The following is a 25,472-nucleotide window of genomic DNA, read 5'->3' as shown; positions in this document are numbered from 1 at the left end:
CCACCTTTCGGAAAGACGGGGTCGCTGGTCGCCACATTGCAAACCTAGTCAGTGATGGTGGCAAAGGAAAGAGGTGAAAGGGAATTAGGTTCCAGTACCTCGGTCCAGAAGATGGAACATTGCGTCCTCGCGTGGTGTAGCGCTTGCCAACGCGCGACTGCGATGTATGGCCGGAACGACGTCCAGAACATTCTCGCTGATGCAGATGAAACGTATCGCGCTGATCAGCGGTGCCAGATCGAGCCTATCAGAAAGCTCGAAGAAAATCCGGGCGGTTTCCCGAGAGTAGAGCAGAACCACGTCCGGAAGCGGTTCGAAGCGCGCTTGCAGCGTCGGTCGTTCCCAATGAACCGGCTGCATCTCGTAAATCTCCGCCACACTCACCCGTATCGCGTTCTCTGCAAGAGTGCTTTCGAATCCGCCTTCACGCGGGCGTCCGGCAAGATAAAGCAGATGCGGCGACCCATCATCGGGCGCGGGCTTGCTTGCCTGCGGCTTAAATGTGGTTTGCACCAGCCGCGCCAGCGCCACGCCATCACCATCGCCGCTGATGATGGTTCTGAAGCCGATGTCGCGTGCCGCCTTGGCGGTGGCCTCTCCCACGGCAAAGAGTGGACGGTCCAGGTAGTTGGACAAATCCACGCCGGATGCGCTCAAGGCGCGGATTGCCTCGGCGCTGGTGACGGCCAAAGCGGCAGGCTTGCGCGCCAGTGTTTCTCGGGCAACGTCCGTCTTGTAGACAGGCTCCGTCATGGGCAGGAGGATTGGCTGGTGACCGTGCTCGCGCAAAAGCGTCGCCGTCTTCTGCCCCGAACGGATCGGACGGGTCAGGACGACGCGCATGGCTTATGTCCAGCTTTCAAAGAAGCCGGGACCGGCGGCTTGGCGCACTTTTTCGCCAGCCTGACGTCCGAGCGTTTCGGCATCTGCAAGTCTGCCGGACACTTCTACGGCATGCTCCGTCTGCCCATCGGGTGTAAGGATGACTCCGTGGAAGTGCAAATCCTCACTATGACAGGTGGCAAGGCCTGCAATCGGGGTTCGACAGGAGCCGTCGAGCGCTGCCAGAAAAGCGCGTTCGCACATCACTGCATCATAGGTCGGCACGTCGTTGATGGCCGAGAGCAGGTCCTGAATCCGGCTATCGCCGATGCGACATTCAAGGCCGATAGCGCCTTGGGCGGGGGCAGGGGGAAACGCCTTTGGGTCCAACAGTTCGGTTGGAACCTCGTCCTTGTTCAGCCGCTTCAGGCCGGCAAAGGCAAGAAGGGTGGCGTCCGCCTGACCTTCCGCCAGCTTGCGCAGTCTCGTATCGACAAGCCCGCGAAAGATGATGACCTCAAGATCTGGGCGCAGGCGACGGATGAGGGCCTGACGACGCAACGAGGCCGAGCCGACGATCGCGCCATGCGGCAGCTCCAGAAGGCGAGGCGCTGTTCTGCCGATGAAGGCATCGCGCACGTCTTCGCGCGGCAGGAAGGCGCGAAGCTCCAGTCCCTCCGGCAGCTTGGTCGCCATGTCCTTTGAGGAGTGGACGGCAAAGTCGAGATCACCGGACAGCAGTTGCGCTTCCAGTTCCTCGGTGAACAGACCCTTGCCGCCGATTTCCGACAAGGGGCGGTCGGTCATGCGGTCGCCCTTGGTTGCCAGTGGCACGATTTCGAACATCTCCGGGGGCAAGTCATGCGCTGCCGAAAGCCGGTCGCGCGTTTCGAACGCCTGCGCCAGTGCCAGCGGGCTACCGCGCGTGCCTATTCGGAAAGGTTTTGTTTGCATCGGCATCTATCCGTTGTTACCGGAGGTGTTCGTACCTAAGTTTCAAAAGCACCGCAATCAACGAACCGGCAGATGACCCCCTTTCTTCGTATCCTCGGCATAGAGACCAGTTGTGACGAAACCGCTGCATCTGTGGTGGTTCGGCATGCCGATGGCCGTGGCGAGATCATCTCCGACGTCGTTTTGTCGCAGCTGGAAGAACACAGCGCCTATGGTGGCGTGGTACCGGAGATTGCTGCGCGTGCCCATGTGGAAGCGCTCGATACGCTGATCGAGGAAGCGCTCGGCAAGGCCGGCGTAACGCTGAAAGACGTCGATGCGATTGCCGCCACATCTGGACCCGGTCTCATCGGCGGACTGATCGTCGGGCTGATGACCGGCAAGGCGATTGCCAAAGCGGCGGGCAAGCCACTCTATGCCGTCAACCATCTGGAAGGCCATGCGCTGACGGCGCGGCTGACGGACGGGTTGTCATTCCCCTATCTGATGCTGCTCGTTTCCGGCGGCCATACGCAGCTCATTCTGGTGCGCGGTGTCGGCCAGTACGAGCGCTGGGGAACGACCATCGATGATGCACTCGGCGAAGCCTTCGACAAGACGGCCAAGCTGCTTGGTCTGCCCTATCCTGGCGGACCGGCGGTTGAAAAAGCGGCAAAGACCGGTAACCCGGATCGTTTTCCCCTGCCGCGCCCGATGGTGGGTGAGGCACGGCTCGACTTCTCCTTCTCCGGTCTGAAGACCGCCGTGCGGCAGGCGGCGACCGCCATTGCGCCGCTGACGGACCAGGACATCGCCGATATCTGCGCCTCGTTTCAGAAAGCGGTGTCGCGCACCCTTCAGGACCGGATCGGCCGCGGACTTCAGCGTTTTACCGAAACATTTCCTACTGTAGAGGGTGGCCCGGCCCTGGTCGTTGCCGGTGGTGTTGCCGCCAATCAGGAGCTGCGCGGCACCCTGCAGGCGCTCTGCGACAAGCACCGCTTCCGCTTCATCGCGCCGCCATTGCAACTTTGTACCGACAATGCGGCGATGATTGCCTGGGCGGGGCTCGAGCGCATGGCCCAAGGCATGGAGCCGGATAGTCTCGATGTGCAGCCGCGCTCGCGCTGGCCGCTCGATGCCGAGGCTCAGACCCTTGTCGGCTTCGGCAAGCGTGGGGCCAAGGCATGAGCAAGCGCGAAACCATCGTCGTCATCGGTTCCGGTGCGTTCGGCACGGCGATTGCGGTGGTGATTGCGCTGGAAAATCGTCATGAGGTGACGCTGCTCGGTCGCGATCCGTCGCTGATGGCAGACTTGCAGGCCGATGGCGTGCATGAGGCAGCACTCCCCGGCATTACGCTCCCCGATGCGCTGAAATACTCGGCCGAACCCGAGGTCCTGCGCAATGCAGACATCGTGCTGTTTGCTATGCCTTCGCAGGCGCAAAGCGATGCGGCGCGCCACTATGGTCCTTACCTGGCTAAGGATGCTGTGGTGATGACGCTCGCCAAGGGTATCGACCGCTCCTCCGGCCAGTTGCTGACGGACGTGCTGGAAAAGGAATTGCCCTTTCATCCTGTTGCCGTGCTTTCGGGGCCGGGCTTTGCCGCCGATATCGCCAAGGGGCTGCCGACAGCCATGGCGGTTGCTGCAAGCGACGCAGCGCTTGCAGAGCATCTGGCGCAAACCATTTCCGGACAGACCTTCCGGCTTTATGCGTCGACCGATCGGATCGGCGTGCAGCTTGGTGGCGCTCTGAAGAACGTGCTGGCGATTGCCGCCGGGATTGTCGAAGGGGCGGGGCTCGGAGAATCGGCACGTGCTGCACTGATTGCGCGCGGACTTGCCGAAATGTCGCGGCTTGTCGTGGCAATCGGCGGGCAGGCGGATACGGTTCGCGGGCTTTCCGGTCTCGGCGATCTTGTGCTCACGGCCACCAGCCACCAGTCGCGCAATCTGCGCTTCGGCATAGCGTTGGGGCAGGGGGACTCGCCGTCCGCCTTCCATGGCGGGCTGGTCGAGGGCGCTTATGCAGCCTCCGTGGCCTCGCGTCTTGCGGCAAAGCATCAGGTCGATATGCCGGTGACCGATGCGGTTGCGGCGATCATCGACGGACGGCTGGACATTCTGACCGCCATGCGACAATTGATGACACGGCCCATCACCACTGAGTAGTGACTGGGCGACAAGAGGAGAAGACAATGCTGTTTGCCTTTATCTGCAAAGATAAGCCCGGTCACCTGAATGTGCGCATGGATACGCGCCCGGCGCATCTGGAGCATCTCAACAAACTGAATGCCGAAGGCACGCTGAAGATCGCTGGCCCGTTTCTCGATGCCGAAGGCAAGCCGAATGGCAGTCTGGTGATCGTTGAAGCCGCCGATATCGAGGCTGCGCGCGCTCTCGCCGATGCCGATCCTTACGCTAAGGCAGGGCTGTTCGAGAGCGTCGATGTGAAGCCCTATAACTGGGTCTTCAACAATCCGGCGGCGTGAGGACAAACGACGATATGGCGAATTACTGGCTTTTCAAATCCGAACCCGACACATGGTCCTGGGAACAGCAGAAGGCCAAGGGTGAGGCTGGCGAGGAATGGACCGGCGTGCGCAACTATCAGGCACGCAACAACATGCGGGCCATGAAGCTCGGCGACAAGGGCTTCTTCTACCACTCCAATGAGGGGCTGGAAGTCGTAGGCATCGTCGAGGTTTGCGAATTGTCGAAGCCTGATTCCTCTGCCGAGGGCGATGCGCGCTGGGACTGCGTACACATCAAGGCGGTCCGCGACGTGCCGAAGCCCGTGACCTTGAAGGCGGTGAAGGCCAATCCGAAGCTTGCCGACATGTCGCTCGTTACCTCCATGCGGCTTTCCGTCCAGCCGGTGACGGAAGAGGAATATCTGGAAGTCTGCCATATGGCAGGTGTCGACAAGCCGCCGCGCTCGCCAGACTGATCCAGACCTTGAAGACCGCGCCAGACGACTTCATCCGCGCCAATACGACCATCATGGCATCGCCGCATGTTCCAGAGCTTCGCCTGCATCTGGCAAGTGAAGCGCATGATCTGTGGCTGAAGACGGAAGAAGAACTGGAAGAGATCGGCCTACCTCCGCCCTTTTGGGCTTTCGCATGGGCCGGCGGCCAGGGTCTGGCGCGCTATATTCTCGATAATCCGCAAGTGGTCCATGGCAAACGTGTGGTCGATTTCGCCAGCGGCTCCGGCATGGTGGCGATTGCCGCGGCTCGTGCTGGTGCCTCACAAGTGCTCGCGGTCGATATCGATCCCTGGGCAAAGAGCGCGGTTCTGCTGAACGCCGCGGTGAACGGGGTGACGATCGATGTGATCTCCGACGACCTGATCGGCAATGACATCGACACCGACGTTCTGCTTGCCGGCGACGTGTTCTACGACAAGGGATTTGCCGATGCGCTCATCCCTTGGTTCTCAGCCCTCGTCGCCAGGGGTATTGCCGTGCTGGTCGGCGATCCGGGTCGCGCCTATCTCCCGAAGACCAAGTTGACCGCCTGCGCTACCTATCAGGTGCCGGTCACGCGCGCGCTGGAAGACAGCGAAATCAAGCAGACGACAGTCTGGCGTCTATCGTAAAGCTACAGCATCGCGCTTCAGGCAAGGCTGTTAAGGGCGAATGACGCAGACGCCAGCTTCATATTGGCAGTTAGCGTTCATCGTGCGCAGGTTCACGTGGATGATGCGCGGTTCGACCGTCGTCTTGCGGTATCCATCCGGCAGATAAGCACCGCCGCTTTGGGCGTAGAAATAGTTTCCGTTGCCAGGAAAACGCGCCGCCGACAGTCCGCCTGCATAGGTGCCAAGGCCTCTGATATAAGACGGCAGACCATAACCGCCGACGACAGAGGGCTGCGAATGGCTGTAAGGACGGTACGAGCGATGGTCGCGGTGGCCGTCGTTCGCCCTCGCAAGAGAGGGGAAACCAATGGCGATCAGGAGGATTGGAATGATCCAATGGGCCTGCTTGAACATGATCTTCTCCATCTAGTTTTTTAAGCTCTCCGTTGAGTCGGAAAGGCATTTTTGTGTTTACGTTTACGTAAATGAATTTGAATGTTGACGTCTGGAAACGCTCGACATTTTATTTTCGATCCCAAGAATCACGCAGAATTTTTAGACCACAATCGATTAAATTCAAAACGGTTGCCGATTGTACTTGTCGTGATGCCCTCGTGCGATTAAAGGTCGCGCTTGGTGCAATGCACATTCTTTCGTCATGTGCGTTGTTTGGGGGCGCCCGGCTATGATCGGCGCCAAAAACGCCGTGAGGTTCATATGGCGAACACGACAAATAATCGGCCTTTGTCGCCGCATCTTCAAATCTATAAGCCCATTCCGACGATGGTTGCGTCCATTGTACACCGTATTACCGGTGGTGCACTCTATTTCGGCACGCTTCTGGTTGCCTGGTGGTTGATCGCGACCGCGTCTGGCGTCGATGCCTACGCGTGGGTGCAATGGGCCATGAGCTCGCTGATCGGCAAGCTGATCCTGATTGGTTATACCTGGGCGCTGGTTCACCACATGCTCGGCGGCCTGCGCCACTTCATGTGGGATCTCGGCCACGGCTTCGAGAAGCATTTTACCACCAAGCTCGCCAAGGCGTCCTTCGTCGTTTCGATCTGTCTGACCGCGCTGATCTGGGTTGTCGCCCTGATCGTGCGCTGAGGAGATATAATCATGGATATGCGCACCCCTCTCGGCAAGGTTCGTGGTCTCGGCTCCGCCAAGGAAGGCACCGAGCACTTCTGGCGCCAGCGCGTGACGGCTGTTGCCAACGTGCCGCTGCTGATCTTCTTCGTCGGTTTCCTGGTCATGTATGGCGGCGCACCCTATGAGGTCGTCGTTTCGGCTCTTTCAAATCCGCTCGTTGCAGTGATCATGGCGCTCGTCGTCGTGTCCGGCCTCATCCATATGAAGCTTGGCATGCAGGTCATTATCGAGGACTATATTCATGCAGAAGTTCCCAAGCTGGTTCTTCTGATGCTGAACACCTTCTTCGCGGTAGTCGTCGGCGGTCTCTGTCTCTTCGCCGTTCTGAAAATCGCATTCGCAGGATAATCCGTCATGGCACCGAACAGTTCACCTTCACAGAACGGCAAGGCCTATACCTACGTCGACCATTCCTATGACGTCATCGTCGTGGGTGCCGGCGGCGCTGGCTTGCGCGCAACGCTCGGCATGGCCGAGCAGGGCTTCAAGACAGCCTGCATCACCAAGGTTTTCCCCACCCGCTCGCACACGGTTGCGGCGCAGGGCGGTATTGCCGCCTCGCTCGTCAACATGACGCCCGACTGTTGGCAGTGGCACCTTTACGACACAGTGAAGGGCTCCGACTGGCTCGGCGACGTGGATGCCATGCAGTATCTCGCCATGGAAGCGCCGAAGGCGGTCTACGAGCTTGAGCATTACGGCGTGCCGTTTTCGCGTAACGCCGAAGGCAAGATCTACCAGCGCCCCTTCGGCGGCCACATGCAGAATTACGGCGAAGGCCCGCCGGTACAGCGCACCTGTGCTGCCGCTGACCGTACTGGCCACGCCATCCTGCACACGCTTTATGGCCAGTCGCTGCGCAACAATGCGGAATTCTTCATCGAGTATTTCGCGCTCGACCTGATCATGTCGGATGACGGTCGCTGCACCGGCGTCGTTGCCTGGAACCTGGACGACGGTACCATCCACCGTTTCTCCGCCAAGATGGTCGTTCTGGCCACCGGCGGTTACGGCCGCGCCTACTTCTCTGCCACCTCCGCGCATACCTGCACGGGTGATGGCGGCGGCATGATCGCGCGTGCCGGCCTTCCGCTTCAGGACATGGAATTCGTTCAGTTCCACCCGACCGGCATTTACGGTGCGGGCTGCCTGATTACCGAAGGCGCACGCGGCGAAGGCGGTTATCTCGTTAACTCCGAAGGCGAGCGCTTCATGGAGCGTTACGCTCCGTCTGCCAAGGACCTGGCATCGCGTGACGTCGTGTCGCGCTGCATGACCATGGAAATCCGCGAAGGCCGTGGCGTTGGCAAGAACAAGGACCACATCTTCCTCCACCTCGATCACCTTGATCCGGCGGTTCTCCATGAGCGTCTTCCGGGCATTTCCGAAAGCGCCAAGATCTTCGCAGGCGTGGACGTGACGCGCGAGCCGATCCCGGTTCTGCCGACGGTTCACTACAATATGGGCGGCATTCCGACCAACTATTGGGGCGAAGTGCTGAATGCCGACAGCGAAAATCCTGGTCGCATCGCACCCGGCCTCATGGCTGTCGGCGAAGCGGGCTGCGCCTCGGTTCACGGTGCGAACCGTCTTGGCTCCAACTCGCTCATCGACCTCGTGGTCTTCGGTCGCGCAGCCGCCATCCGTGCGGCCCAGGTCATCAACCGCGAGGAGCCGGTGCCGGCGCTCAACATTGCTGCCTGCGACAAGATCATGGATCGCTTCGATCGTCTGCGCAACGCCAGCGGCAGCACGCCGACGGCGGTGCTGCGCGACAAGATGCAGCGCGCCATGCAGGAAGATGCCGCCGTGTTCCGCACGCAGGAATCGCTTGCAAACGGTTGCCAGCGTCTCTCCGCCATCTGGAAGGAACTTCCGGACGTGAAGGTCACCGACCGCTCGATGGTGTGGAATTCCGATCTGGTGGAAACGCTGGAACTGGAAAACCTGATGGCCAACGCCATCACCACGGTCTACGGCGCGGAAGCCCGCAAGGAAAGCCGCGGCTCGCATGCACGCGAGGACTATACCGATGGTCCGTTCGCTGGCCGCGACGACGTCAACTGGCGCAAGCACACGCTGGCCTGGGTCAGCGAAGCGGGCGACGTCAAGCTCGACTACCGTCCGGTTCACACCGAACTCATCGCCGATGGCATCGATCCTAAGAAGATCGAGCCAAAAGCACGCGTCTATTGATTTGAGAGGTATTGGACATGGTTGAACTTGCTCTCCCCAAAAACTCTCAGATGACCGAAGGCAAGGTCTGGCCGAAGCCGGCAGGCGCGAAGAATGTTCGCGAGTACCGGATCTATCGCTGGAACCCTGACGACGGCCAGAACCCGCGCATCGATACCTATTACATCGATATCGACGATTGCGGCCCGATGGTTCTCGATGCGCTTTTGTACATCAAGAACAAGATCGACCCGACGCTGACGCTTCGCCGTTCCTGTCGTGAAGGTATCTGCGGTTCCTGCGCGATGAATATCGACGGCACGAATACGCTCGCCTGCACCAAGGGCATGGAAGAGATCAACGGCACGGTGAAGGTCTATCCTCTGCCGCATATGCCGGTGGTCAAGGATCTTGTGCCGGACCTTTCGAACTTCTACGCCCAGCACCGCTCCATCGAGCCATGGCTGAAGACGGTATCTCCGACGCCTGCCAAGGAATGGAAGCAGAGCCATGAAGACCGCCAGAAGCTGGATGGTCTTTACGAGTGCATTCTGTGCGCCTGCTGCTCCACCTCCTGTCCCAGCTACTGGTGGAATGGCGACCGTTACCTTGGTCCAGCCGTTTTGCTCCAGGCCTACCGCTGGCTGATCGACAGCCGCGACGAAGCAACGGGCGAGCGTCTCGATAACCTCGAGGATCCTTTCCGTCTGTATCGCTGCCACACGATCATGAACTGCGCGCAGGCCTGCCCGAAGGGTCTGAACCCTGCCAAGGCGATTGCCGAGATCAAGAAGATGATGGTCGAGCGTCGCGTTTGATGGTGGCCTGATCCTTGAGACATGTCAAAGCCGCGGCCCGAGGTCGCGGCTTCTTTATTCGCAAACGGCCAGGAATTTTCCTAAAATGCCGTCGAAATGGCAATTATCGTTGCTGCGTCTTGCGTTAGCTAAGGCTTTGGTAATAATTCAGCCGCTTTGTGTAACCATGAATTTTCCGAAGCGAAGAGAATCGGGAGCTTGAGATGCAAGTTAGATATGTGGTGACGGGCCTTATGGTCGTTATCGGCCTCGCCGGTTGCCAGCGTACCTCTTACGACTATAGCAGCAATTCCAATGCTGGACCCGGCTATACGCCGCCGCTTCAGGCTCAGCCCGTTCCCTCCGTCCAGTCCGGCGCGCTTCCTCCTCCAGGCGGCTCGTCGCAGTTCCCGACAGCGCCGGCTGCAGCAGCACCGACAAGCACGACAATGGCATCTGCGCCGACGACGGCGCTCGACGTGACCAAGGAATCGATGGTTGGCAACTGGCGCGTTTCCAACGGTGCCGCCAACTGCGACATGTTCCTGACGCTCACCAATCTCGGCAGCGGCTCGCGTGGGGGTACGCGCGGTTGCACCGGCGACCTGACGGCCATGGGCTCCTGGGAAGTCTCTGGCAAGATGGTCCAGTTCAAGAACCGTGCAGGCGATACGATCGGCCGCGTCTACAAGACGTCTGACGCCCGTTACGACGGTACGACCAATAACGGCCAGCCTCTGAGCCTGAGCCGATAACAGATCGACGAGGAGCGCGCGTCTGCTTCAAGCGACGTGCGCTTCGCGCGCGGGGTCTTTCTCCATGCAGCCAGTGCCGGCCTATAACCAGAGTGTCGTTGAGCAACTCAACGCATTGACGGCATCCGGCGAGTTGAAGGCGGATGCTGCCCAGCTTGGCGTCGCGGCCCATCTCGACAGAATCCTCTCCGATCTGAAGCTGCGCAAGCCAGCCAAGAAGAAAAGCGCGCTCGGCTGGATGTTTGCCCGCAAGGCTGCATCTTCTCCTTCAGTCAAGGGTCTTTACGTTCATGGCAGTGTCGGTCGCGGCAAGACCATGCTGATGGACATGTTCTTCCAGATGGCGCCGATCGAGAAGAAGCGGCGTTGCCATTTCCATGAATTCATGGCCGATGTACATAACCGGGTCCATGCGCACCGGCAGAAGCTGAAAAGCGGTGAGACCAAACAGGCCGATCCAATCCCGCCGGTGGCCGCGCAGTTGCTTGCCGAAGCTGAACTGCTTTGCTTCGACGAGTTCACCGTCACGGACATTGCCGATGCGATGATCCTGGCCCGGCTCTTCACAGAACTCTTCGCCAATGGCTGCACGCTGGTGACGACCTCCAACGTCGTGCCAGACAATCTCTACAAGGACGGCCTCAATCGCGGCCTGTTCCTGCCCTTCATCGATCTGTTGCAGCAGAATGTCGAGGTCGTCAGCCTTGATAGCCCGATCGACTACCGGATGGAGAAGGTCAAGAGCCTGCCCGTCTATGTGACGCCGCTCGATGGTGCGGCCGATCAGGCGATGGACATGGCCTGGCATCATCTGACTGTGGGGCAGGCCGTCGCGCCGGTGGAGATCGAGATGAAGGGTCGCTCGGTCCTCGTGCCGCGCGCAGCGGGGCGGGTCGCACGCTTTACTTTCCGCGATCTCTGCGAGAAGCCTCTCGGCGCGTCCGACTTTCTGGCCATTGCCGACCGGTTCGATACGGTTTTCATCGATCACATACCGATGCTGAGCGCGGATCGCCGCAATGAGACCAAGCGCTTCATCATCCTGATCGACGCGCTTTACGATCACACTGTTCGGCTCTTCGCCTCTGCCGCCGCCATGCCGGAGGATCTTCTGGGGACCAGAAAGGGTATCGAAGGTTTCGAGTTCGATCGGACTGCATCTCGGCTTTTCGAGATGAGAAGTGCCGATTATCTCGCGCTTCACAACGAGAAACGGCGTGCAGCATGACGTTTTAATGACACAATATATTACGCTTACGTAAGAATTTTATCATCTAAACGATTGAAAAACCTTGCTCTGAAAGAATCGGTTGCCATTTTTGGCCAATGCGTCTAAGCCGAGTGCGACAATTTCAGCCGCAGTCCGTCTGCGGAAAATTGAGTTGAAGCTTAAGAGGAAGCATTCGATGTCTCGCAAAAAAATTGCACTTATTGGTTCTGGCATGATCGGCGGCACGCTGGCGCATCTCGCCAGCCTGAAGGAATTGGGCGACATCGTCCTCTTCGATATTGCTGACGGTATTCCGCAGGGCAAGGGTCTGGATATTGCCCAGTCCGGTCCGGTCGAAGGCTTCAACGCAAAGCTCACCGGCGCGTCCGATTACGCTGCCATCGAAGGCGCAGATGTTTGCATCGTCACCGCAGGCGTTGCCCGCAAGCCCGGCATGAGCCGCGACGATCTTCTCGGCATCAACCTCAAGGTCATGGAACAGGTTGGCGCGGGCATCAAGAAGTATGCCCCCAATGCTTTCGTGATCTGCATCACCAACCCGCTCGACGCCATGGTCTGGGCTCTGCAGAAGTTCTCCGGCCTGCCGAAGAACAAGGTCGTCGGCATGGCCGGCGTTCTCGACAGCGCCCGTTTCCGCCTCTTCCTCTCCGAAGAGTTCAACGTTTCGGTTGAAGACGTCACCGCCTTCGTTCTCGGCGGCCACGGCGACACGATGGTGCCGCTTGCACGTTACTCCACCGTTGCCGGCATTCCGCTGACCGACCTCGTCAAGCTTGGCTGGGTCTCGGCTGAGCGTCTCGAGCAGATTATTCAGCGCACCCGTGATGGCGGCGCGGAAATCGTTGGTCTCCTGAAGACTGGTTCTGCCTACTACGCGCCTGCCGCTTCCGCTATCGAGATGGCCGAATCCTACCTCAAGGACAAGAAGCGCGTTCTGCCTGCTGCCGCCTACCTTTCCGGCCAGTACGGCGTCAACGACATGTATGTCGGCGTGCCGACTGTTATCGGTGCTGGCGGTATCGAGCGCATCATCGAGATCGAACTCAACAAGGACGAGGAAGCAGCCTTCCAGAAGTCCGTCGGTGCCGTTGCCGGTCTTTGCGAAGCCTGCGTCAACATCGCTCCGTCGCTGAAGTAATTGCCTCTCAGGCTGTAAACAGGGAATAATCCATGAATATTCATGAATATCAGGCCAAGGCTCTTCTGAAGAGCTTCGGTGCGCCGGTTGCCGAAGGGGTTGCCATCCTCAAGGTCGAAGAAGCCGAAGCTGCTGCCAAGCAGCTTCCTGGCCCGCTTTACGTGGTCAAGAGCCAGATCCACGCCGGTGGCCGCGGCAAGGGCAAGTTCAAGGAACTCGGCCCTGACGCCAAGGGCGGCGTTCGCCTCGCCAAGTCCATCGAGGAAGTCGTTTCCCACGCCAAGGACATGCTCGGAAACACGCTGGTTACCGCCCAGACGGGCGACGCCGGCAAGCAGGTCAACCGTCTTTACATCGAAGACGGCGCCGACATTGCTCGCGAACTCTATTGCTCGCTGCTGGTTGACCGTTCGGTCGGCAAGGTTGCTTTCGTCGTTTCGACCGAAGGCGGCATGGACATCGAAGCTGTCGCCCACGACACGCCCGAGAAGATCCACACGATTGCTATCGATCCGCAAGCCGGTGTAACGGCTGAAGACGTTGCCAAGATCTCCAGCGCGCTGGAACTTGATGGCGCTGCTGCCGAAGACGCAAAGTCGCTGTTCCCGATCCTCTACAAGGCCTTCGTCGAAAAGGACATGGCGCTTCTCGAGATCAACCCGCTGATCGTCATGGAAAATGGCCATCTGCGCGTTCTCGACGCCAAGGTCTCCTTCGACGGCAACGCGCTGTTCCGCCATGACGACGTCAAGGCTTTGCGCGACGAGACCGAAGAAGACGCCAAGGAAATCGAAGCCTCCAAGTGGGACCTCGCCTACGTTGCTCTCGACGGCAACATCGGCTGCATGGTCAATGGCGCCGGTCTTGCCATGGCAACGATGGACATCATCAAGCTGTACGGCAAAGAGCCTGCAAACTTCTGCGACGTCGGCGGTGGCGCTGGCAAGGAGAAGGTCGCTGCAGCCTTCAAGATCATCACCGCAGACCCGAAGGTCGAGGGCATCCTCGTCAACATCTTCGGCGGCATCATGAAGTGCGACGTCATCGCTGAAGGCGTTATCGCCGCAGTGAAGGAAGTCGGTCTTGAGGTTCCGCTCGTCGTGCGCCTGGAAGGCACGAATGTCGAACTTGGCAAGAAGCTCCTGAACGAATCCGGCCTCGCCATCACGGCTGCCGACGATCTGGACGATGCTGCCAAGAAGATCGTCGCCGCGGTCAACGGCTAATTTTAAGGATCCTGATTCATGTCCATTCTCGTCAATAAAGACACAAAGATCCTCGTGCAGGGCCTGACCGGCAAGACCGGTACGTTCCACACCGAACAGGCGCTTGCCTATTACGGCACGCAGATGGTCGGCGGTATTCACCCCTCCAAGGGCGGCACCAACTGGACCGGCTCCAAGGGCGAAACCCTGCCGATCTTCGCAACCGTTGCCGAAGCAAAGGAAAAGACCGGTGCAGACGCATCCGTGATCTACGTTCCGCCAGCAGGTGCAGCGGACGCGATCATCGAAGCGATCGACGCCGAGATCCCATTCATCACCTGCATCACCGAAGGTATTCCGGTTGCAGACATGGTTCGCGTCAAGGCTCGCCTCGACCGTTCGAACTCGCGCCTGCTTGGCCCGAACTGCCCAGGTATCCTGACGCCGGAAGAATGCAAGATCGGCATCATGCCGGGCTCGATCTTCCGCAAGGGTTCGGTCGGTATCGTCTCGCGCTCCGGCACGCTGACCTATGAAGCCGTGTTCCAGACATCCAACGAAGGCCTCGGCCAGACGACGGCTGTCGGTATCGGTGGCGACCCGGTCAAGGGTACGGAATTTATCGACGTGCTGGAAATGTTCCTCGCAGACGAAGCCACGACCTCGATCATCATGATCGGCGAAATCGGTGGTTCGGCTGAAGAAGATGCAGCCCAGTTCCTGATCGACGAAGCCAAGAAGGGCCGCAAGAAGCCAATGGCTGGCTTCATTGCCGGTCGTACGGCGCCCAAGGGCCGCACCATGGGTCATGCCGGTGCTGTGGTTTCCGGCGGCAAGGGCGACGCGGAATCGAAGATCTCTGCCATGGAAGCAGCGGGCATCAAGGTTTCGCCCTCTCCGGCACGTCTTGGCAAGACGCTGGTCGAAGTCCTCAAGGGCTGAGACTGACATAATCTGGCAGCGGGCAGGGGCCGGAGACGGTAGCCTGCCCGAAGCCGCATGAAGACGGATGCAAGAGCCTGACCACGATGGGTCGATCGGTTTTCGCGTCTGACATGCAAGACCAGAGGCTTTCGAGCATCCCGGCGTTTCTTCTCAGAAACATGGCGATGCTCAAGCGGCAAGAATGCAAGCGACCGGTCGCGAATGACCATCAACGGGATTGAGGAGGCGGACCACCACGTCCGCGGAAAAACAATGGCAAGGCAAGAAGCCAACGAGCAGTTTCAGATCACGTCGTTTCTCGACGGCGCGAATGCGGCCTATATCGAGCAGCTCTATGCCCGGTACGAAGAGGACCCTTCCTCGGTATCGCCTGAGTGGCAGAGTTTCTTCAAGGGTCTGTCCGACAATCCCGACGATGTGAAGAAGGCCGCCAAGGGCGCCTCCTGGAAGCGCGACAACTGGCCGATCGCGGCTGGCGGTGAGCTGATTTCCGCACTCGACGGCAATTGGGCGACGGTCGAAAAGGCCATCGAGAAGAAGGTTCAGGCCAAGGCCGAAGCCAAGGGTGCTGCGACCGGCAAGCCGGTCTCCGAAGCCGAAGTGCTGCAGGCGACCCGTGACAGCGTTCGCGCTATCATGATGATCCGCGCCTACCGCATGCGCGGCCACCTGCATGCCAAGCTCGATCCGCTCGGCATTGCCAGCGCCGTTGAGGATTACAACGAGTTGTCGCCGAAGTCCTACGGCTTCGAGGAAAGCGACTACGACCGCAAGATTTTCATCGATAACGTGCTCGGCCTCGAATATGCGACCGTGCGCGAGATGATCGATATTCTGGAGCGCACCTACTGCTCCACCATCGGCGTCGAATTCATGCACATGTCCAACCCGGACGAAAAGGGCTGGATCCAGGAACGCATCGAAGGTCCGGACAAGGGCGTTGCCTTCACTGCCGAAGGCAAGAAGGCGATCCTGTCGAAGCTCGTCGAAGCTGAAGGCTACGAGCAGTTCCTCGACGTGCGCTTCAAGGGCACAAAGCGTTTCGGTCTGGATGGCGGTGAATCGCTGATCCCGGCGCTCGAACAGATCATCAAGCGCGGCGGCCAGGACGGTCTAGAAGAAGTCGTTCTCGGTATGGCTCACCGTGGCCGTCTGAACGTCCTGACCAACGTCATGGGCAAGCCGCACCGCGCCGTGTTCCACGAGTTCAAGGGCGGCTCCTTTAAGCCTGACGATGTCGAAGGCTCGGGTGACGTGAAGTACCACCTCGGTGCCTCTTCCGACCGCGAATTCGACGGCAACAAGGTTCACCTGTCGCTGACGGCAAACCCCTCGCACCTGGAAATCGTCAACCCTGTGGTCATGGGCAAGGCCCGCGCCAAGCAGGACCAGTTGGCGAAGGTCTGGGATGGCGACACCATTCCGCTGTCGGAGCGCGCCAAGGTACTGCCGCTTCTGCTGCACGGCGATGCCGCATTCGCAGGCCAGGGTGTCGTTGCCGAAATTCTCGGACTGTCCGGTCTTCGCGGTCACCGCGTTGCCGGCACCATGCACTTCATCATCAACAACCAGATCGGCTTTACGACGAACCCCGCTTTCTCGCGCTCGTCGCCTTATCCGTCCGACGTTGCCAAGATGATCGAAGCGCCGATCTTCCACGTCAATGGCGATGATCCGGAAGCGGTGGTCTATGCGGCCAAGATCGCGACCGAATATCGCATGAAGTTCCACAAGCCTGTCGTCATCGACATGTTCTGCTACCGCCGCTTCGGCCATAACGAAGGCGATGAGCCGTCCTTCACGCAGCCGAAGATGTACAAGGTCATCCGTGGCCACAAGACCGTTGCCCGCATCTATGCCGACCGCCTGATTGCCGAAGGGCTGATGAACGAAGGCGAATTCGAAAAGATGAAGGCGGACTGGCGCGGCCATCTGGAGCAGGAATTCGAAGCCGGCCAGAGCTACAAGCCGAACAAGGCCGACTGGCTGGACGGTCAGTGGTCGGGTCTGCGCGCAGCTGACAATGCCGACGAGCAGCGTCGCGGCAAGACCGGCGTGCCGATGAAGCAGCTGAAGGAAATCGGCAAGAAGCTGTCGACCATTCCGGAAGGCTTTACCGCGCACCGCACGATCCAGCGTTTCATGGAAAACCGCGCACAGATGGTCGAAACCGGTGAAGGAATCGATTGGGCGATGGCCGAAGCCTTTGCCTTCGGTTCGCTTGCCGTCGACGGCCACAAGATCCGTCTTTCCGGTCAGGATTGCGAACGCGGCACCTTCTCGCAGCGTCACTCGGTTCTCTACGATCAGGAGACAGAAGAGCGCTACATTCCGCTGGCAAACCTGTCGCCGACCCAGGCGCGTTACGAAGTCATCAACTCGATGCTGTCTGAAGAAGCCGTTCTCGGTTTTGAATACGGCTATTCGCTTGCTCGTCCGAATGCGCTGACCCTTTGGGAGGCCCAGTTCGGCGACTTCGCCAACGGCGCCCAGGTGGTGTTCGACCAGTTCATCTCGTCTGGTGAACGCAAGTGGCTTCGCATGTCCGGTCTCGTCTGCCTTCTGCCGCATGGCTATGAAGGTCAGGGTCCGGAGCACTCTTCCGCCCGTCTGGAGCGTTTCCTCCAGCTTTGCGCCGAAGATAACATGCAGGTTGCCAACTGCACCACGCCTGCCAACTACTTCCACATTCTGCGCCGTCAGGTGAAGCGCGACTTCCGCAAGCCGCTGATCATGATGACGCCGAAGTCCCTGCTGCGCCACAAGCGTGCGACCTCTTCGCTGACGGAAATGGCGGGCGAATCCTCCTTCCACCGTCTGCTGTGGGACGATGCGGAAGTTATCAAGGACGGTCCGATCAAGCTGCAGAAGGATTCCAAGATCCGTCGCGTCGTGCTCTGCACCGGCAAGGTCTATTACGACCTTCTGGAAGAGCGTGAGAAGCGCGGTGTGGACGATGTCTACCTGCTGCGTATCGAACAGCTCTATCCGTTCCCGGCCAAGGCGCTCATCAACGAGCTGTCCCGCTTCCGCAATGCGGAGATGGTCTGGTGCCAGGAAGAGCCGAAGAACATGGGCGCGTGGTCCTTCATCGACCCGTATCTCGAATGGGTTCTGGCGCATATCGACGCCAAGTACCAGAAGGTCCGTTACACGGGCCGTCCGGCTGCCGCCTCTCCGGCGACCGGCCTGATGTCCAAGCATCTGGCGCAGCTTGCTGCGTTCCTCGAAGACGCATTGGGAGAGTAACCGCTCTCCCGCTTCGACCCTCGCAACAAAGACACCTGAATAACGGAACGATAACATGGCCACTGAAATCCGCGTACCAACACTGGGTGAGTCCGTCAGCGAAGCGACTGTCGGCACCTGGTTCAAGAAAGTCGGCGATACCGTCAAGGCTGACGAGCCGCTAGTCGAACTGGAAACCGATAAGGTTACCGTCGAAGTCCCGGCTCCTGCCTCCGGCGTGCTGACCGAGATCGTTGCCCAGAATGGCGAAACCGTCGGGCTCGACGCACTCCTCGGCCAGATCGCCGAAGGTGCTGCTGGTGCCGCCACCTCTGCACCGGCTCCTGCTGCTGCCGCTCCTGCTGCCGCTCCGACTCCTGCCGCAGCGCCTGCTGCTGCAGCACCGGCGCCTGCTGCATCCGGCTCGGTCCCCCCAGCGCCTGCTGCCGGCAAGCTCCTGTCCGAAAACAACCTGTCTGCCGATCAGGTCGATGGTTCGGGCAAGCGCGGCCAGGTTCTGAAGGGTGACGTTCTGGCTGCTGTCGCCAAGGGCGTCTCGGCTCCTGCCGCTGCCCCTGCACCGGTTACCGCAGCGCGTCCGGTTTCTGCAGAGCAGGACGCCGTTCGCGAAGAGCGCGTGAAGATGACGCGCCTGCGCCAGACGATTGCTCGCCGCCTCAAGGACGCGCAGAACACCGCTGCCATGCTGACCACCTATAACGAGGTGGACATGAAGGCGGTCATGGATCTGCGCAACCGCTACAAGGACGTGTTCGAGAAGAAGCACGGCGTGAAGCTCGGCTTCATGGGCTTCTTCACCAAGGCCGTGACCCACGCGCTGAAGGAACTGCCTGCCGTCAATGCCGAGATCGACGGCAACGACATCATCTACAAGAACTATTGTCACGTCGGCATGGCTGTCGGCACGGACAAGGGTCTTGTCGTTCCAGTCATTCGCGATGCGGACCAGCTCTCCATCGCTGGCGTAGAAAAGGAACTTGGCCGTCTTGCCAAGGCAGCCCGTGATGGCTCGCTCGGCATGGCAGACATGCAGGGCGGAACCTTCACCATCACCAATGGTGGCGTTTACGGTTCGCTGATGTCCTCGCCGATCCTCAACGCACCGCAGTCCGGTATTCTCGGCATGCACAAGATCCAGGAGCGTCCGGTCGCCATCGGCGGTCAGGTCGTCATCCGTCCGATGATGTATCTGGCGCTCTCCTACGATCACCGCATCGTTGACGGCAAGGAAGCCGTGACCTTCCTCGTGCGCGTCAAGGAAAGCCTGGAAGATCCGGAACGTCTGGTTCTCGATCTCTAATCGACTTGCTTTTCGTTTCAGCGGGGTTTCAAGTGAAATCCCGCTGAATTCCTATAAGGAGCATCCCTTGCAACCGACATTCCTCGCCGCTTCGCCCTTTCTGCCGGTTATCGGCTTGAGCGTCATGATCCTCGTGATCCATGTGATGTTGCAGGCGCTAATCGCGACCAAGGAGCTTGGGCGCGAGTGGAATGCCGGTCCGCGTGATGATGAGCGCCAGGCCAAGGGCAAGCTTGCCGGTCGCGCCAAGCGCGCTTCGGCTAATTTTCGCGAGACCTATCCGGCCTTCATCGCTCTCGCCTTCGGCGTGATCATGGCGGGCGACCCGTCCGGTTTTGCTTTGATCGGCGCATGGATCTGGTTGGTGTGCCGCATCATCTACATCCCGCTCTATCTGATGGGCATACCTTATATCCGGTCCCTCATCTGGGTCGGATCGATGATCGGCTTGCTGCTGATGTTCTTCGTATTGATGTTCTGAAGGCGGCCAAATCATGCACCAGTATGTCGTCGAACTTGCATCCCTGATGGCCATTTTTGCATTCGCGATCGTCTCCCCCGGCGCTGACCTCGCCATGGTCATGCGTCAGGCCATGGTGCATGGACGTCGCGAGGCCATCATCACCAGCTTCGGTATCGGCACGTCGCTGATGTTTCACGTCACCTACACGATCCTCGGTCTTGGCCTGATCATCTCGCAGTCGATCTATCTCTTCAATATCGTCAAGTGGCTCGGCGTCGCCTACCTCATCTACATCGGCATCAAGGCCCTGCGCGCTGGCAAGATGGAACTGCCGGAGGTTTCGGAGAACGCGGTAGCGCATAAGCGTCAGTCCGCTCTCAAATCCTTCACGCTTGGCTTTGCCGCCAATGCGCTGAACCCGAAGCCCGTCTTCTTCTTCCTTTCGATCTTCTCCACTGTGGTGCATGCCCACACGCCGGTCATGATCAAGTTCGGCTATGGCATCGTCATGGCAAGCTGCCTCATCGCATGGTTCGTCGGCGTCAGCCTGTTCATGACGACGCCGCGCATGCGCTCAGCCTTTGCCCGCGCCAGCCAGTGGATCGACCGCACAAGCGGCGTGGTCTTTATCGCGCTTGGCATCAAGCTCGCAACCGAAAAAGCGGCCTGACATGCAGTTGCGACACGGCAGGGTAGGCGCTGATGACTGAAGGTCCGGTTCTTCTCGTGACGGGTGGCAGCCGTGGTATTGGTGCGGCCACCGCGCGTCTCGCCGCCAACCGCGGATGGCGCGTGCTCGTCAATTACGCCACCAACGAAGCGGCGGCACAAAGCGTGGCTGATGATATTGCCCGCGATGGCGGCACTGCTCATATCGTGCAGGGCGACACGGGAACGGAAGACGGCATCGCCTCGATCTTTGCCGCACTGGATAGCCGTTTCGGTCGCATTGACGGGCTGGTCAACAATGCCGGCGTGGTCGATCAGACGGCCCGCGTCGATGAGTATTCGCGCGAGCGGCTCGACCGGATGTTTGCGATCAACGTCATCGGCAAGATCCGTTGCGCCTCCGAAGCCGTCCGGCGCATGTCCACCAAGCATGGTGGGCGCGGCGGCTCGATCGTCAACATTTCGTCGATGGCTGCAGTGCTTGGAAGTGCCGGCCAGTATGTGGACTATGCCGCGTCCAAGGGGGCGGTGGACACGTTCACCATTGGTCTGTCACGGGAAGTCGCCGCGGAGGGTATCCGCGTCAACGCGATCCGCCCCGGCATTATCGATACCGACATCCATGCATCGGGTGGGCTGCCAAACCGTGCAACGGATCTGGCCCCCATCGTGCCGATGCAAAGACCCGGTACAGCTCAGGAGATCGCGGACGCGGTCCTCTACCTTCTTTCGCCCGAGGCGTCCTATGTGACGGGCGCCATATTGAATGTGAGCGGCGGCAGATAGCTGCCCAACAATAAAGGAAATCCAATGGCTTATGATGTAGTTGTTATCGGTACCGGCCCTGGTGGTTATGTTTGCGCCGTCAAGGCCGCACAGCTCGGTCTCAAAGTCGCTGTCGTCGAAAAGCGCGCCACCTATGGCGGCACCTGCCTGAACGTTGGTTGCATTCCTTCCAAGGCACTGCTGCATGCATCGGAAATGTTCGCCCATGTTGCCCATGGCATGGATAGCCTCGGCATCGAAGTTGCAGCACCGACGCTCAACCTCGACAAGATGATGGGGCACAAGGACGGCGTGGTGAAGGCCAATGTCGATGGCGTGGCGTTCCTGTTCAAGAAGAACAAGATCGATGCCTTCCAGGGTACCGGCAAGGTCGTGTCCGCCGGCAAGGTGTCCGTCACCGCCGAAGATGGCTCGGTGCAGGAACTGGAAACCAAGAACATCGTGATTGCCACGGGTTCGGATGTTGCTGGCATCCCAGGCGTTCAGGTCGATCTTGACGAGCAGATCATTGTCTCCTCCACCGGCGCGATTGCGTTGCCGAAGGTTCCGGAAAAGCTCATCGTCGTTGGTGGCGGTGTGATCGGTCTCGAACTCGGTTCCGTCTGGCAGCGTCTCGGCGCCAAGGTGACTGTCGTCGAATATCTCGACAACATTCTCGGCAGCATGGATGGCGAACTGTCCAAGCAGGCGCAGCGTCTGTTTGCCAAGCAGGGCATCGACTTCAAGCTTGGCGCCAAGGTGACGGCGGTCGAAAAGACCGGCGCTGGCGCCAAGGTCACGTTCGAGCCGGTCAAGGGCGGTGCAGCCGAAACGCTGGACGCCGACGTCGTGCTGATCTCCACCGGTCGTAAGCCCTACACGGATGGCCTCGGTCTGGCCGAAGCCGGCGTGGCGCTCGACAGCCGCGGTCGCGTTGAAATCGACGGTCACTACAAGACCAATGTTGCCGGCATCTATGCTATCGGCGACGTGGTGAAGGGCCCGATGCTGGCGCACAAGGCAGAAGACGAGGGCGTGGCCCTTGCCGAAATCCTTGCCGGTCAGCATGGTCACGTCAATTACGACGTCATCCCGGGCGTGGTCTATACCCAGCCGGAAGTCGCTTCCGTCGGCAAGACAGAAGAAGAACTGAAGGCCGCAGGCATCGCCTACAAGGTCGGCAAGTTCCCCTTCACCGCCAATGGCCGCGCACGCGCCATGCAGGTCACCGACGGCTTCGTCAAGATCCTCGCCGACAAGGAAACCGACCGCGTGCTCGGCGGCCACATTCTCGGCTTTGGCGCTGGCGAACTGATCCAGGAAATCTCGGTTCTGATGGAATTCAGCGGTTCGTCCGAAGATCTGGGTCGTACCTGCCATGCGCATCCGACCATGTCGGAAGCGGTGAAGGAAGCGGCACTCGCAACCTTCTTCAAGCCGATCCACATGTAATCGGCGCGTTCGGCTCTCTCGCAGGTGAGGCGGGCCGAACATTATATTTCGGTAAGCTTGAAAGCCGCATCTTGTTCTTCAGGATGCGGCTTTTATTGTGGCCTTTCGAACAACTCCATCGAGAGGGATAGTCCATGGGTTCAACGTCCGTCACCGGCTACAGCATTCCGCAGAAAGCGCTCCACTGGATGATGGCGCTGCTCATCTTCTTCAACCTCATCTTTTCCGATGGCATGGAACACTGGAACCGGTTGATGCGCCGCGGCGAGCCGATCACGCCGGACGATATTTTCTCAGCCAATATCCATGCCTATGTCGGGATCGCCATTCTGGTGCTATGTCTTGTGCGTCTCTGTCTTCGGGTGGTGCAAGGGGTGCCTGCGGCGCCTGCCGACGAGCCGCCAATCGCAAAGCTGGTCGCCAAGGTTACGCACTGGGCTTTCTACGCAATCTTCCTGGCCATGCCTCTCAGCGGCATCGGCAAATATTACTTCGGCAATGACATTGCAGGAGAGCTGCATGGCGGACCGATCAAGACTCTGCTGTGGGCACTGATCGGCTTACACATTCTGGGCGTGCTGGTTCACCAGTTCCTCTGGCGTACCAACCTGTTGCGACGCATGGCCTGAAGCGTCGGGCAAATGAGACGAGGGGCAGGCTACTTGATCGCGACCTGCCCCTCGGGATTTCTACAAGACCAAGCTACGCGCGAATGGCGTGGAGGTACTGGAAGTGGCGCTCATACTGTTCCAGCACGTCCTGGATCAGTTCGTCCTTTGAGAACTCCATGACGTCGTAGTCCTGGCCGCCATCGAGGAGGAAGACCTCGGCACGGTAGTAATATTCGGCGCGTCGGCGGTTGCTCTGGCTTTCGAAGAAGCTATAGCCCGGGGTCTCGTAGCGGCGCATGCGCACGCCATAGACGAATTCCTCCGGCTCACCAGGCGCTACCGTAAGCTTCAGCTTGCCCGGCTCTTCGCCAAGTGTCGTGACCAGTGAACGTTTTTCCAGTTCGGTCGCCACGGCGCGTAGCGCCTCGGTGGCGATGCCGCTCATGAAGCGTTCGCCTTCTGCCTTTGACGGATGATGCAGAATGCCCTGCAACTGTCGCTGCCAGGAGACCGCGTTGCGCGGTCGGAGATTCTGGACCAACGCGTTCTGGCGCGCACCCTCGCGTCTCAGACCCTTCCACAGGCCCCAGCACATCAACAGCATGACGAAGGTGAAGGGTAGGGCGCCTGCTATGGAGGCCGTTTGCAAGGCGTCGAGGCCGCCCGCGTAGAGCAGGATCGCGCCGATGACACCGGATATGATGGCCCAGAAAACACGGCGCGCCACTGGTCCGTCTTCACGTCCGCCCGATGTCAGCGTATCGATGACGAGTGCTGCCGAATCCGCCCCTGTGACGAAGAAGAAGACGATCAGCGCCATTGCGAACCAGGACACGTAAAGTCCAAGCGGGAACTGTTCCAGAAGCACGAAGAGCGCCAGCGATACATCCTTCGACACGGCCTCGGAGACGGCAGTGGTGGCGCCCGTCAGGTGGAGCGACAGGGCCGTATCGCCAAAGACGGTCATCCAGGCGAAGCTGAAGCCAGCCGGCACGATAAGAACACCGGCGATGAATTCACGGATAGTGCGACCCCGCGAGATGCGGGCGATGAACATGCCGACGAAGGGCGACCAGGCAATCCACCAGCCCCAGTAGAACAGCGTCCAGTTGCCGAGCCATTTGCTTGGACCCTCATCCGGCGAATAGGCGTACATGTAAAAGGTGCGCATGACGAAGTGATCGAGATAGGCGCCTAGATTCTGGACGAAGGCGCGCATCAGGAAGGTCGTCGGCCCCATGACAAAGACGAAGAGCATCAGCGCGACGGCCATCAACATGTTCATGTTCGACAGAAACTTGATGCCCTTGTCGAGGCCTGTCGCCACGGAGACGGTCGCCATCGCGGTGATGATGACGATGAGCGGTAGCTGCACCCAGAACGAGATCGACCAGCCGAGCACGTGGTTGAATCCGGCATTGACCTGAAGCACACCAAGTCCAAGCGATGTCGCGACGCCGAACAACGTACCGATAACGGCGAAGATATCGACGGCGTTGCCAATCGGACCGTAGATGCGGTCTCCGATCAGAGGATAGAGCGCCGAGCGCATGGTGAGTGGAAGACCATGGCGGAAGGAGAAGTAGGCAAGCGACAGGCCGATAACCGCGTAAACGGCCCAGGCATGCAGGCCCCAATGGAAATAGCTGATTTCCATCGCGGTTCTCGCCGCTTCGACCGTCTCTGGGTCGCCGATCGGCGGTGCGGTGAAATGCTTGATTGGCTCGGCAACGCCGAAGAAGACCAGACCGATGCCCATGCCGGCTGCAAACAGCATGGAGAACCATGCGCTATAACTGTAGTCCGGCTCCGCATGGTTCGGACCGAGCTTGATGCGGCCATAGCTGGAGCAGCCAAGATAGAGCATGAAGATCAGAAAGATCGCGACCGACAGCAGGTAGACCCAACCGAGTTCGGTGACAATCCATGACTGTACCGCACTGAAGACGGCAGCAGAGCCTTGAGGCCAGATGACACCGGCCAGCACGAAGATGGCGGTCAAACCGGCCGACCAGAAAAATACGGGTTTATTGACGCCTTCCATCAACCCCATAGGCTTCGTGTCTTCAGACGCTTGTTCTTCGCCCATCTGTTTTCCCTCTCAATCGATAACGTGATCAAATACCTATTGCGCGGGCGCGCATGCCCCACGCTAAACGCGCCCATGCCGCAAATGTATTGCGCGCCAAATAGTTGCGTATGCATGTCCGTTTTCGT

Annotated in this window: 25 protein-coding genes; 21 read left to right on the top strand and 4 right to left on the bottom strand. The window is 59.6% G+C overall.

Annotated elements, in window-relative coordinates; all coding sequences use genetic code 11:
- Window positions 1-84: 84 nt before the first annotated feature.
- Together ACQZ5M_RS12105 and hemC are read right to left on the bottom strand one after the other, a co-directional pair.
- The gene (locus ACQZ5M_RS12105) at window positions 85-843 is read right to left on the bottom strand and encodes a uroporphyrinogen-III synthase (RefSeq protein ID WP_449079874.1); all 759 of its coding nucleotides are present in this window, start codon (window positions 841-843) and stop codon (window positions 85-87) included.
- 3 nt (window positions 844-846) lie between these two features.
- On the bottom strand, window positions 847-1,776 hold the full coding sequence (hemC, locus tag ACQZ5M_RS12100; RefSeq protein WP_449079873.1) for a hydroxymethylbilane synthase: 930 nt from the start codon (window positions 1,774-1,776) through the stop codon (window positions 847-849).
- Between the two features lie 72 nt (window positions 1,777-1,848).
- On the opposite strand from hemC, the gene tsaD reads away from it, so the two are divergent.
- From tsaD to ACQZ5M_RS12075, 5 genes are read left to right on the top strand one after another with little or no spacing between them, the layout of a single operon-like run.
- Window positions 1,849-2,946 (top strand): tRNA (adenosine(37)-N6)-threonylcarbamoyltransferase complex transferase subunit TsaD, encoded by a 1,098-nt coding sequence (gene tsaD / locus ACQZ5M_RS12095; protein WP_296020448.1) that lies wholly within the window; start codon window positions 1,849-1,851, stop codon window positions 2,944-2,946.
- On the top strand, window positions 2,943-3,932 hold the full coding sequence (locus ACQZ5M_RS12090) for an NAD(P)H-dependent glycerol-3-phosphate dehydrogenase (protein WP_449079872.1): 990 nt from the start codon (window positions 2,943-2,945) through the stop codon (window positions 3,930-3,932). The genes tsaD and ACQZ5M_RS12090 overlap by 4 nt, the downstream gene beginning before the upstream one ends.
- 26 nt (window positions 3,933-3,958) lie before the next feature.
- Entirely contained in the window at window positions 3,959-4,252 is a 294-nt protein-coding gene (locus ACQZ5M_RS12085; RefSeq protein ID WP_296020444.1) for a YciI-like protein, read from the top strand.
- Between the two features lie 14 nt (window positions 4,253-4,266).
- The gene (locus ACQZ5M_RS12080) at window positions 4,267-4,710 is read left to right on the top strand and encodes an EVE domain-containing protein (RefSeq protein ID WP_062424897.1); all 444 of its coding nucleotides are present in this window, start codon (window positions 4,267-4,269) and stop codon (window positions 4,708-4,710) included.
- A gap of 8 nt (window positions 4,711-4,718) precedes the next feature.
- Entirely contained in the window at window positions 4,719-5,363 is a 645-nt protein-coding gene (locus ACQZ5M_RS12075; RefSeq protein ID WP_449079871.1) for a class I SAM-dependent methyltransferase, read from the top strand.
- A gap of 30 nt (window positions 5,364-5,393) precedes the next feature.
- Here ACQZ5M_RS12075 and ACQZ5M_RS12070 read toward each other — a convergent pair whose 3' ends face one another.
- On the bottom strand, window positions 5,394-5,759 hold the full coding sequence (locus ACQZ5M_RS12070) for a hypothetical protein (protein WP_449079870.1): 366 nt from the start codon (window positions 5,757-5,759) through the stop codon (window positions 5,394-5,396).
- A gap of 303 nt (window positions 5,760-6,062) precedes the next feature.
- On the opposite strand from ACQZ5M_RS12070, the gene sdhC reads away from it, so the two are divergent.
- The 16 genes from sdhC (at window position 6,063) to ACQZ5M_RS11990 (ending at window position 23,273) form a co-directional block, all read left to right on the top strand.
- A complete protein-coding gene (gene sdhC, locus ACQZ5M_RS12065; RefSeq protein WP_296035216.1) occupies window positions 6,063-6,455 on the top strand; it encodes a succinate dehydrogenase, cytochrome b556 subunit in 393 nt (130 codons plus the stop codon).
- Between the two features lie 12 nt (window positions 6,456-6,467).
- Complete coding sequence (gene sdhD / locus ACQZ5M_RS12060; RefSeq protein ID WP_296020435.1) at window positions 6,468-6,848, top strand: succinate dehydrogenase, hydrophobic membrane anchor protein; 381 nt, start codon at window positions 6,468-6,470, stop codon at window positions 6,846-6,848.
- Between the two features lie 6 nt (window positions 6,849-6,854).
- On the top strand, window positions 6,855-8,696 hold the full coding sequence (gene sdhA, locus ACQZ5M_RS12055; protein ID WP_296035219.1) for a succinate dehydrogenase flavoprotein subunit: 1,842 nt from the start codon (window positions 6,855-6,857) through the stop codon (window positions 8,694-8,696).
- Window positions 8,697-8,713: 17 nt separating this feature from the next.
- Entirely contained in the window at window positions 8,714-9,493 is a 780-nt protein-coding gene (locus tag ACQZ5M_RS12050) for a succinate dehydrogenase iron-sulfur subunit (protein ID WP_296020430.1), read from the top strand.
- 203 nt (window positions 9,494-9,696) lie between these two features.
- Window positions 9,697-10,227, top strand: coding sequence for a protease inhibitor Inh/omp19 family protein (locus tag ACQZ5M_RS12045; protein ID WP_296020427.1), 531 nt, complete (start codon window positions 9,697-9,699; stop codon window positions 10,225-10,227).
- 64 nt (window positions 10,228-10,291) lie between these two features.
- Window positions 10,292-11,455: a cell division protein ZapE gene (zapE, locus tag ACQZ5M_RS12040; RefSeq protein WP_449079869.1), complete on the top strand. Its 1,164-nt coding sequence runs from the start codon at window positions 10,292-10,294 to the stop codon at window positions 11,453-11,455.
- Between the two features lie 178 nt (window positions 11,456-11,633).
- Window positions 11,634-12,596, top strand: coding sequence for a malate dehydrogenase (mdh, locus tag ACQZ5M_RS12035; protein WP_062424888.1), 963 nt, complete (start codon window positions 11,634-11,636; stop codon window positions 12,594-12,596).
- Window positions 12,597-12,628: 32 nt separating this feature from the next.
- A complete protein-coding gene (gene sucC, locus ACQZ5M_RS12030; RefSeq protein WP_449079868.1) occupies window positions 12,629-13,822 on the top strand; it encodes an ADP-forming succinate--CoA ligase subunit beta in 1,194 nt (397 codons plus the stop codon).
- Window positions 13,823-13,840: 18 nt separating this feature from the next.
- Entirely contained in the window at window positions 13,841-14,743 is a 903-nt protein-coding gene (gene sucD / locus ACQZ5M_RS12025; protein ID WP_296035224.1) for a succinate--CoA ligase subunit alpha, read from the top strand.
- Between the two features lie 255 nt (window positions 14,744-14,998).
- The gene (locus ACQZ5M_RS12020; protein ID WP_296020415.1) at window positions 14,999-17,995 is read left to right on the top strand and encodes a 2-oxoglutarate dehydrogenase E1 component; all 2,997 of its coding nucleotides are present in this window, start codon (window positions 14,999-15,001) and stop codon (window positions 17,993-17,995) included.
- A gap of 55 nt (window positions 17,996-18,050) precedes the next feature.
- On the top strand, window positions 18,051-19,295 hold the full coding sequence (gene odhB / locus ACQZ5M_RS12015) for a 2-oxoglutarate dehydrogenase complex dihydrolipoyllysine-residue succinyltransferase (RefSeq protein ID WP_449079867.1): 1,245 nt from the start codon (window positions 18,051-18,053) through the stop codon (window positions 19,293-19,295).
- A 67-nt stretch (window positions 19,296-19,362) separates the two neighbouring features.
- Window positions 19,363-19,776, top strand: coding sequence for an MAPEG family protein (locus tag ACQZ5M_RS12010; protein ID WP_296020412.1), 414 nt, complete (start codon window positions 19,363-19,365; stop codon window positions 19,774-19,776).
- Between the two features lie 13 nt (window positions 19,777-19,789).
- Window positions 19,790-20,428: a LysE family translocator gene (locus tag ACQZ5M_RS12005; RefSeq protein ID WP_312809368.1), complete on the top strand. Its 639-nt coding sequence runs from the start codon at window positions 19,790-19,792 to the stop codon at window positions 20,426-20,428.
- A 32-nt stretch (window positions 20,429-20,460) separates the two neighbouring features.
- The gene (locus ACQZ5M_RS12000; protein ID WP_449079866.1) at window positions 20,461-21,213 is read left to right on the top strand and encodes an SDR family oxidoreductase; all 753 of its coding nucleotides are present in this window, start codon (window positions 20,461-20,463) and stop codon (window positions 21,211-21,213) included.
- Window positions 21,214-21,237: 24 nt separating this feature from the next.
- A complete protein-coding gene (lpdA, locus tag ACQZ5M_RS11995) occupies window positions 21,238-22,644 on the top strand; it encodes a dihydrolipoyl dehydrogenase (RefSeq protein ID WP_449079865.1) in 1,407 nt (468 codons plus the stop codon).
- Window positions 22,645-22,778: 134 nt separating this feature from the next.
- The gene (locus ACQZ5M_RS11990; RefSeq protein WP_449079864.1) at window positions 22,779-23,273 is read left to right on the top strand and encodes a cytochrome b; all 495 of its coding nucleotides are present in this window, start codon (window positions 22,779-22,781) and stop codon (window positions 23,271-23,273) included.
- Window positions 23,274-23,346: 73 nt separating this feature from the next.
- Here the strand turns inward: ACQZ5M_RS11990 and ACQZ5M_RS11985 are convergent, their stop codons facing one another.
- Window positions 23,347-25,344, bottom strand: a complete 1,998-nt coding sequence (locus tag ACQZ5M_RS11985) for a BCCT family transporter (RefSeq protein ID WP_296035239.1) — start codon at window positions 25,342-25,344, stop codon at window positions 23,347-23,349.
- Between the last annotated feature and the right edge of the window lie 128 nt (window positions 25,345-25,472).

Source organism: Rhizobium sp. 22-785-1, from assembly GCF_053521965.1.
This window is presented reverse-complemented; position numbering and strand designations above follow the sequence as displayed.

Bases quoted from the DNA above. Each gene is read 5' to 3' on its own strand.
- ACQZ5M_RS12105 (WP_449079874.1), bottom strand. From the start codon at position 843: ATGCGCGTCGTCCTGACCCGTCCGATCCGTTCGGGGCAGAAGACGGCG.
- hemC (WP_449079873.1), bottom strand. From the start codon at position 1,776: ATGCAAACAAAACCTTTCCGAATAGGCACGCGCGGTAGCCCGCTGGCA.
- tsaD (WP_296020448.1), top strand. From the start codon at position 1,849: ATGACCCCCTTTCTTCGTATCCTCGGCATAGAGACCAGTTGTGACGAA.
- ACQZ5M_RS12090 (WP_449079872.1), top strand. From the start codon at position 2,943: ATGAGCAAGCGCGAAACCATCGTCGTCATCGGTTCCGGTGCGTTCGGC.
- ACQZ5M_RS12085 (WP_296020444.1), top strand. From the start codon at position 3,959: ATGCTGTTTGCCTTTATCTGCAAAGATAAGCCCGGTCACCTGAATGTG.
- ACQZ5M_RS12080 (WP_062424897.1), top strand. From the start codon at position 4,267: ATGGCGAATTACTGGCTTTTCAAATCCGAACCCGACACATGGTCCTGG.
- ACQZ5M_RS12070 (WP_449079870.1), bottom strand. From the start codon at position 5,759: ATGTTCAAGCAGGCCCATTGGATCATTCCAATCCTCCTGATCGCCATT.
- sdhC (WP_296035216.1), top strand. From the start codon at position 6,063: ATGGCGAACACGACAAATAATCGGCCTTTGTCGCCGCATCTTCAAATC.
- sdhD (WP_296020435.1), top strand. From the start codon at position 6,468: ATGGATATGCGCACCCCTCTCGGCAAGGTTCGTGGTCTCGGCTCCGCC.
- sdhA (WP_296035219.1), top strand. From the start codon at position 6,855: ATGGCACCGAACAGTTCACCTTCACAGAACGGCAAGGCCTATACCTAC.
- ACQZ5M_RS12050 (WP_296020430.1), top strand. From the start codon at position 8,714: ATGGTTGAACTTGCTCTCCCCAAAAACTCTCAGATGACCGAAGGCAAG.
- ACQZ5M_RS12045 (WP_296020427.1), top strand. From the start codon at position 9,697: ATGCAAGTTAGATATGTGGTGACGGGCCTTATGGTCGTTATCGGCCTC.
- zapE (WP_449079869.1), top strand. From the start codon at position 10,292: ATGCAGCCAGTGCCGGCCTATAACCAGAGTGTCGTTGAGCAACTCAAC.
- mdh (WP_062424888.1), top strand. From the start codon at position 11,634: ATGTCTCGCAAAAAAATTGCACTTATTGGTTCTGGCATGATCGGCGGC.
- sucC (WP_449079868.1), top strand. From the start codon at position 12,629: ATGAATATTCATGAATATCAGGCCAAGGCTCTTCTGAAGAGCTTCGGT.
- sucD (WP_296035224.1), top strand. From the start codon at position 13,841: ATGTCCATTCTCGTCAATAAAGACACAAAGATCCTCGTGCAGGGCCTG.
- ACQZ5M_RS12020 (WP_296020415.1), top strand. From the start codon at position 14,999: ATGGCAAGGCAAGAAGCCAACGAGCAGTTTCAGATCACGTCGTTTCTC.
- odhB (WP_449079867.1), top strand. From the start codon at position 18,051: ATGGCCACTGAAATCCGCGTACCAACACTGGGTGAGTCCGTCAGCGAA.
- ACQZ5M_RS12005 (WP_312809368.1), top strand. From the start codon at position 19,790: ATGCACCAGTATGTCGTCGAACTTGCATCCCTGATGGCCATTTTTGCA.
- ACQZ5M_RS12000 (WP_449079866.1), top strand. From the start codon at position 20,461: ATGACTGAAGGTCCGGTTCTTCTCGTGACGGGTGGCAGCCGTGGTATT.
- lpdA (WP_449079865.1), top strand. From the start codon at position 21,238: ATGGCTTATGATGTAGTTGTTATCGGTACCGGCCCTGGTGGTTATGTT.
- ACQZ5M_RS11990 (WP_449079864.1), top strand. From the start codon at position 22,779: ATGGGTTCAACGTCCGTCACCGGCTACAGCATTCCGCAGAAAGCGCTC.
- ACQZ5M_RS11985 (WP_296035239.1), bottom strand. From the start codon at position 25,344: ATGGGCGAAGAACAAGCGTCTGAAGACACGAAGCCTATGGGGTTGATG.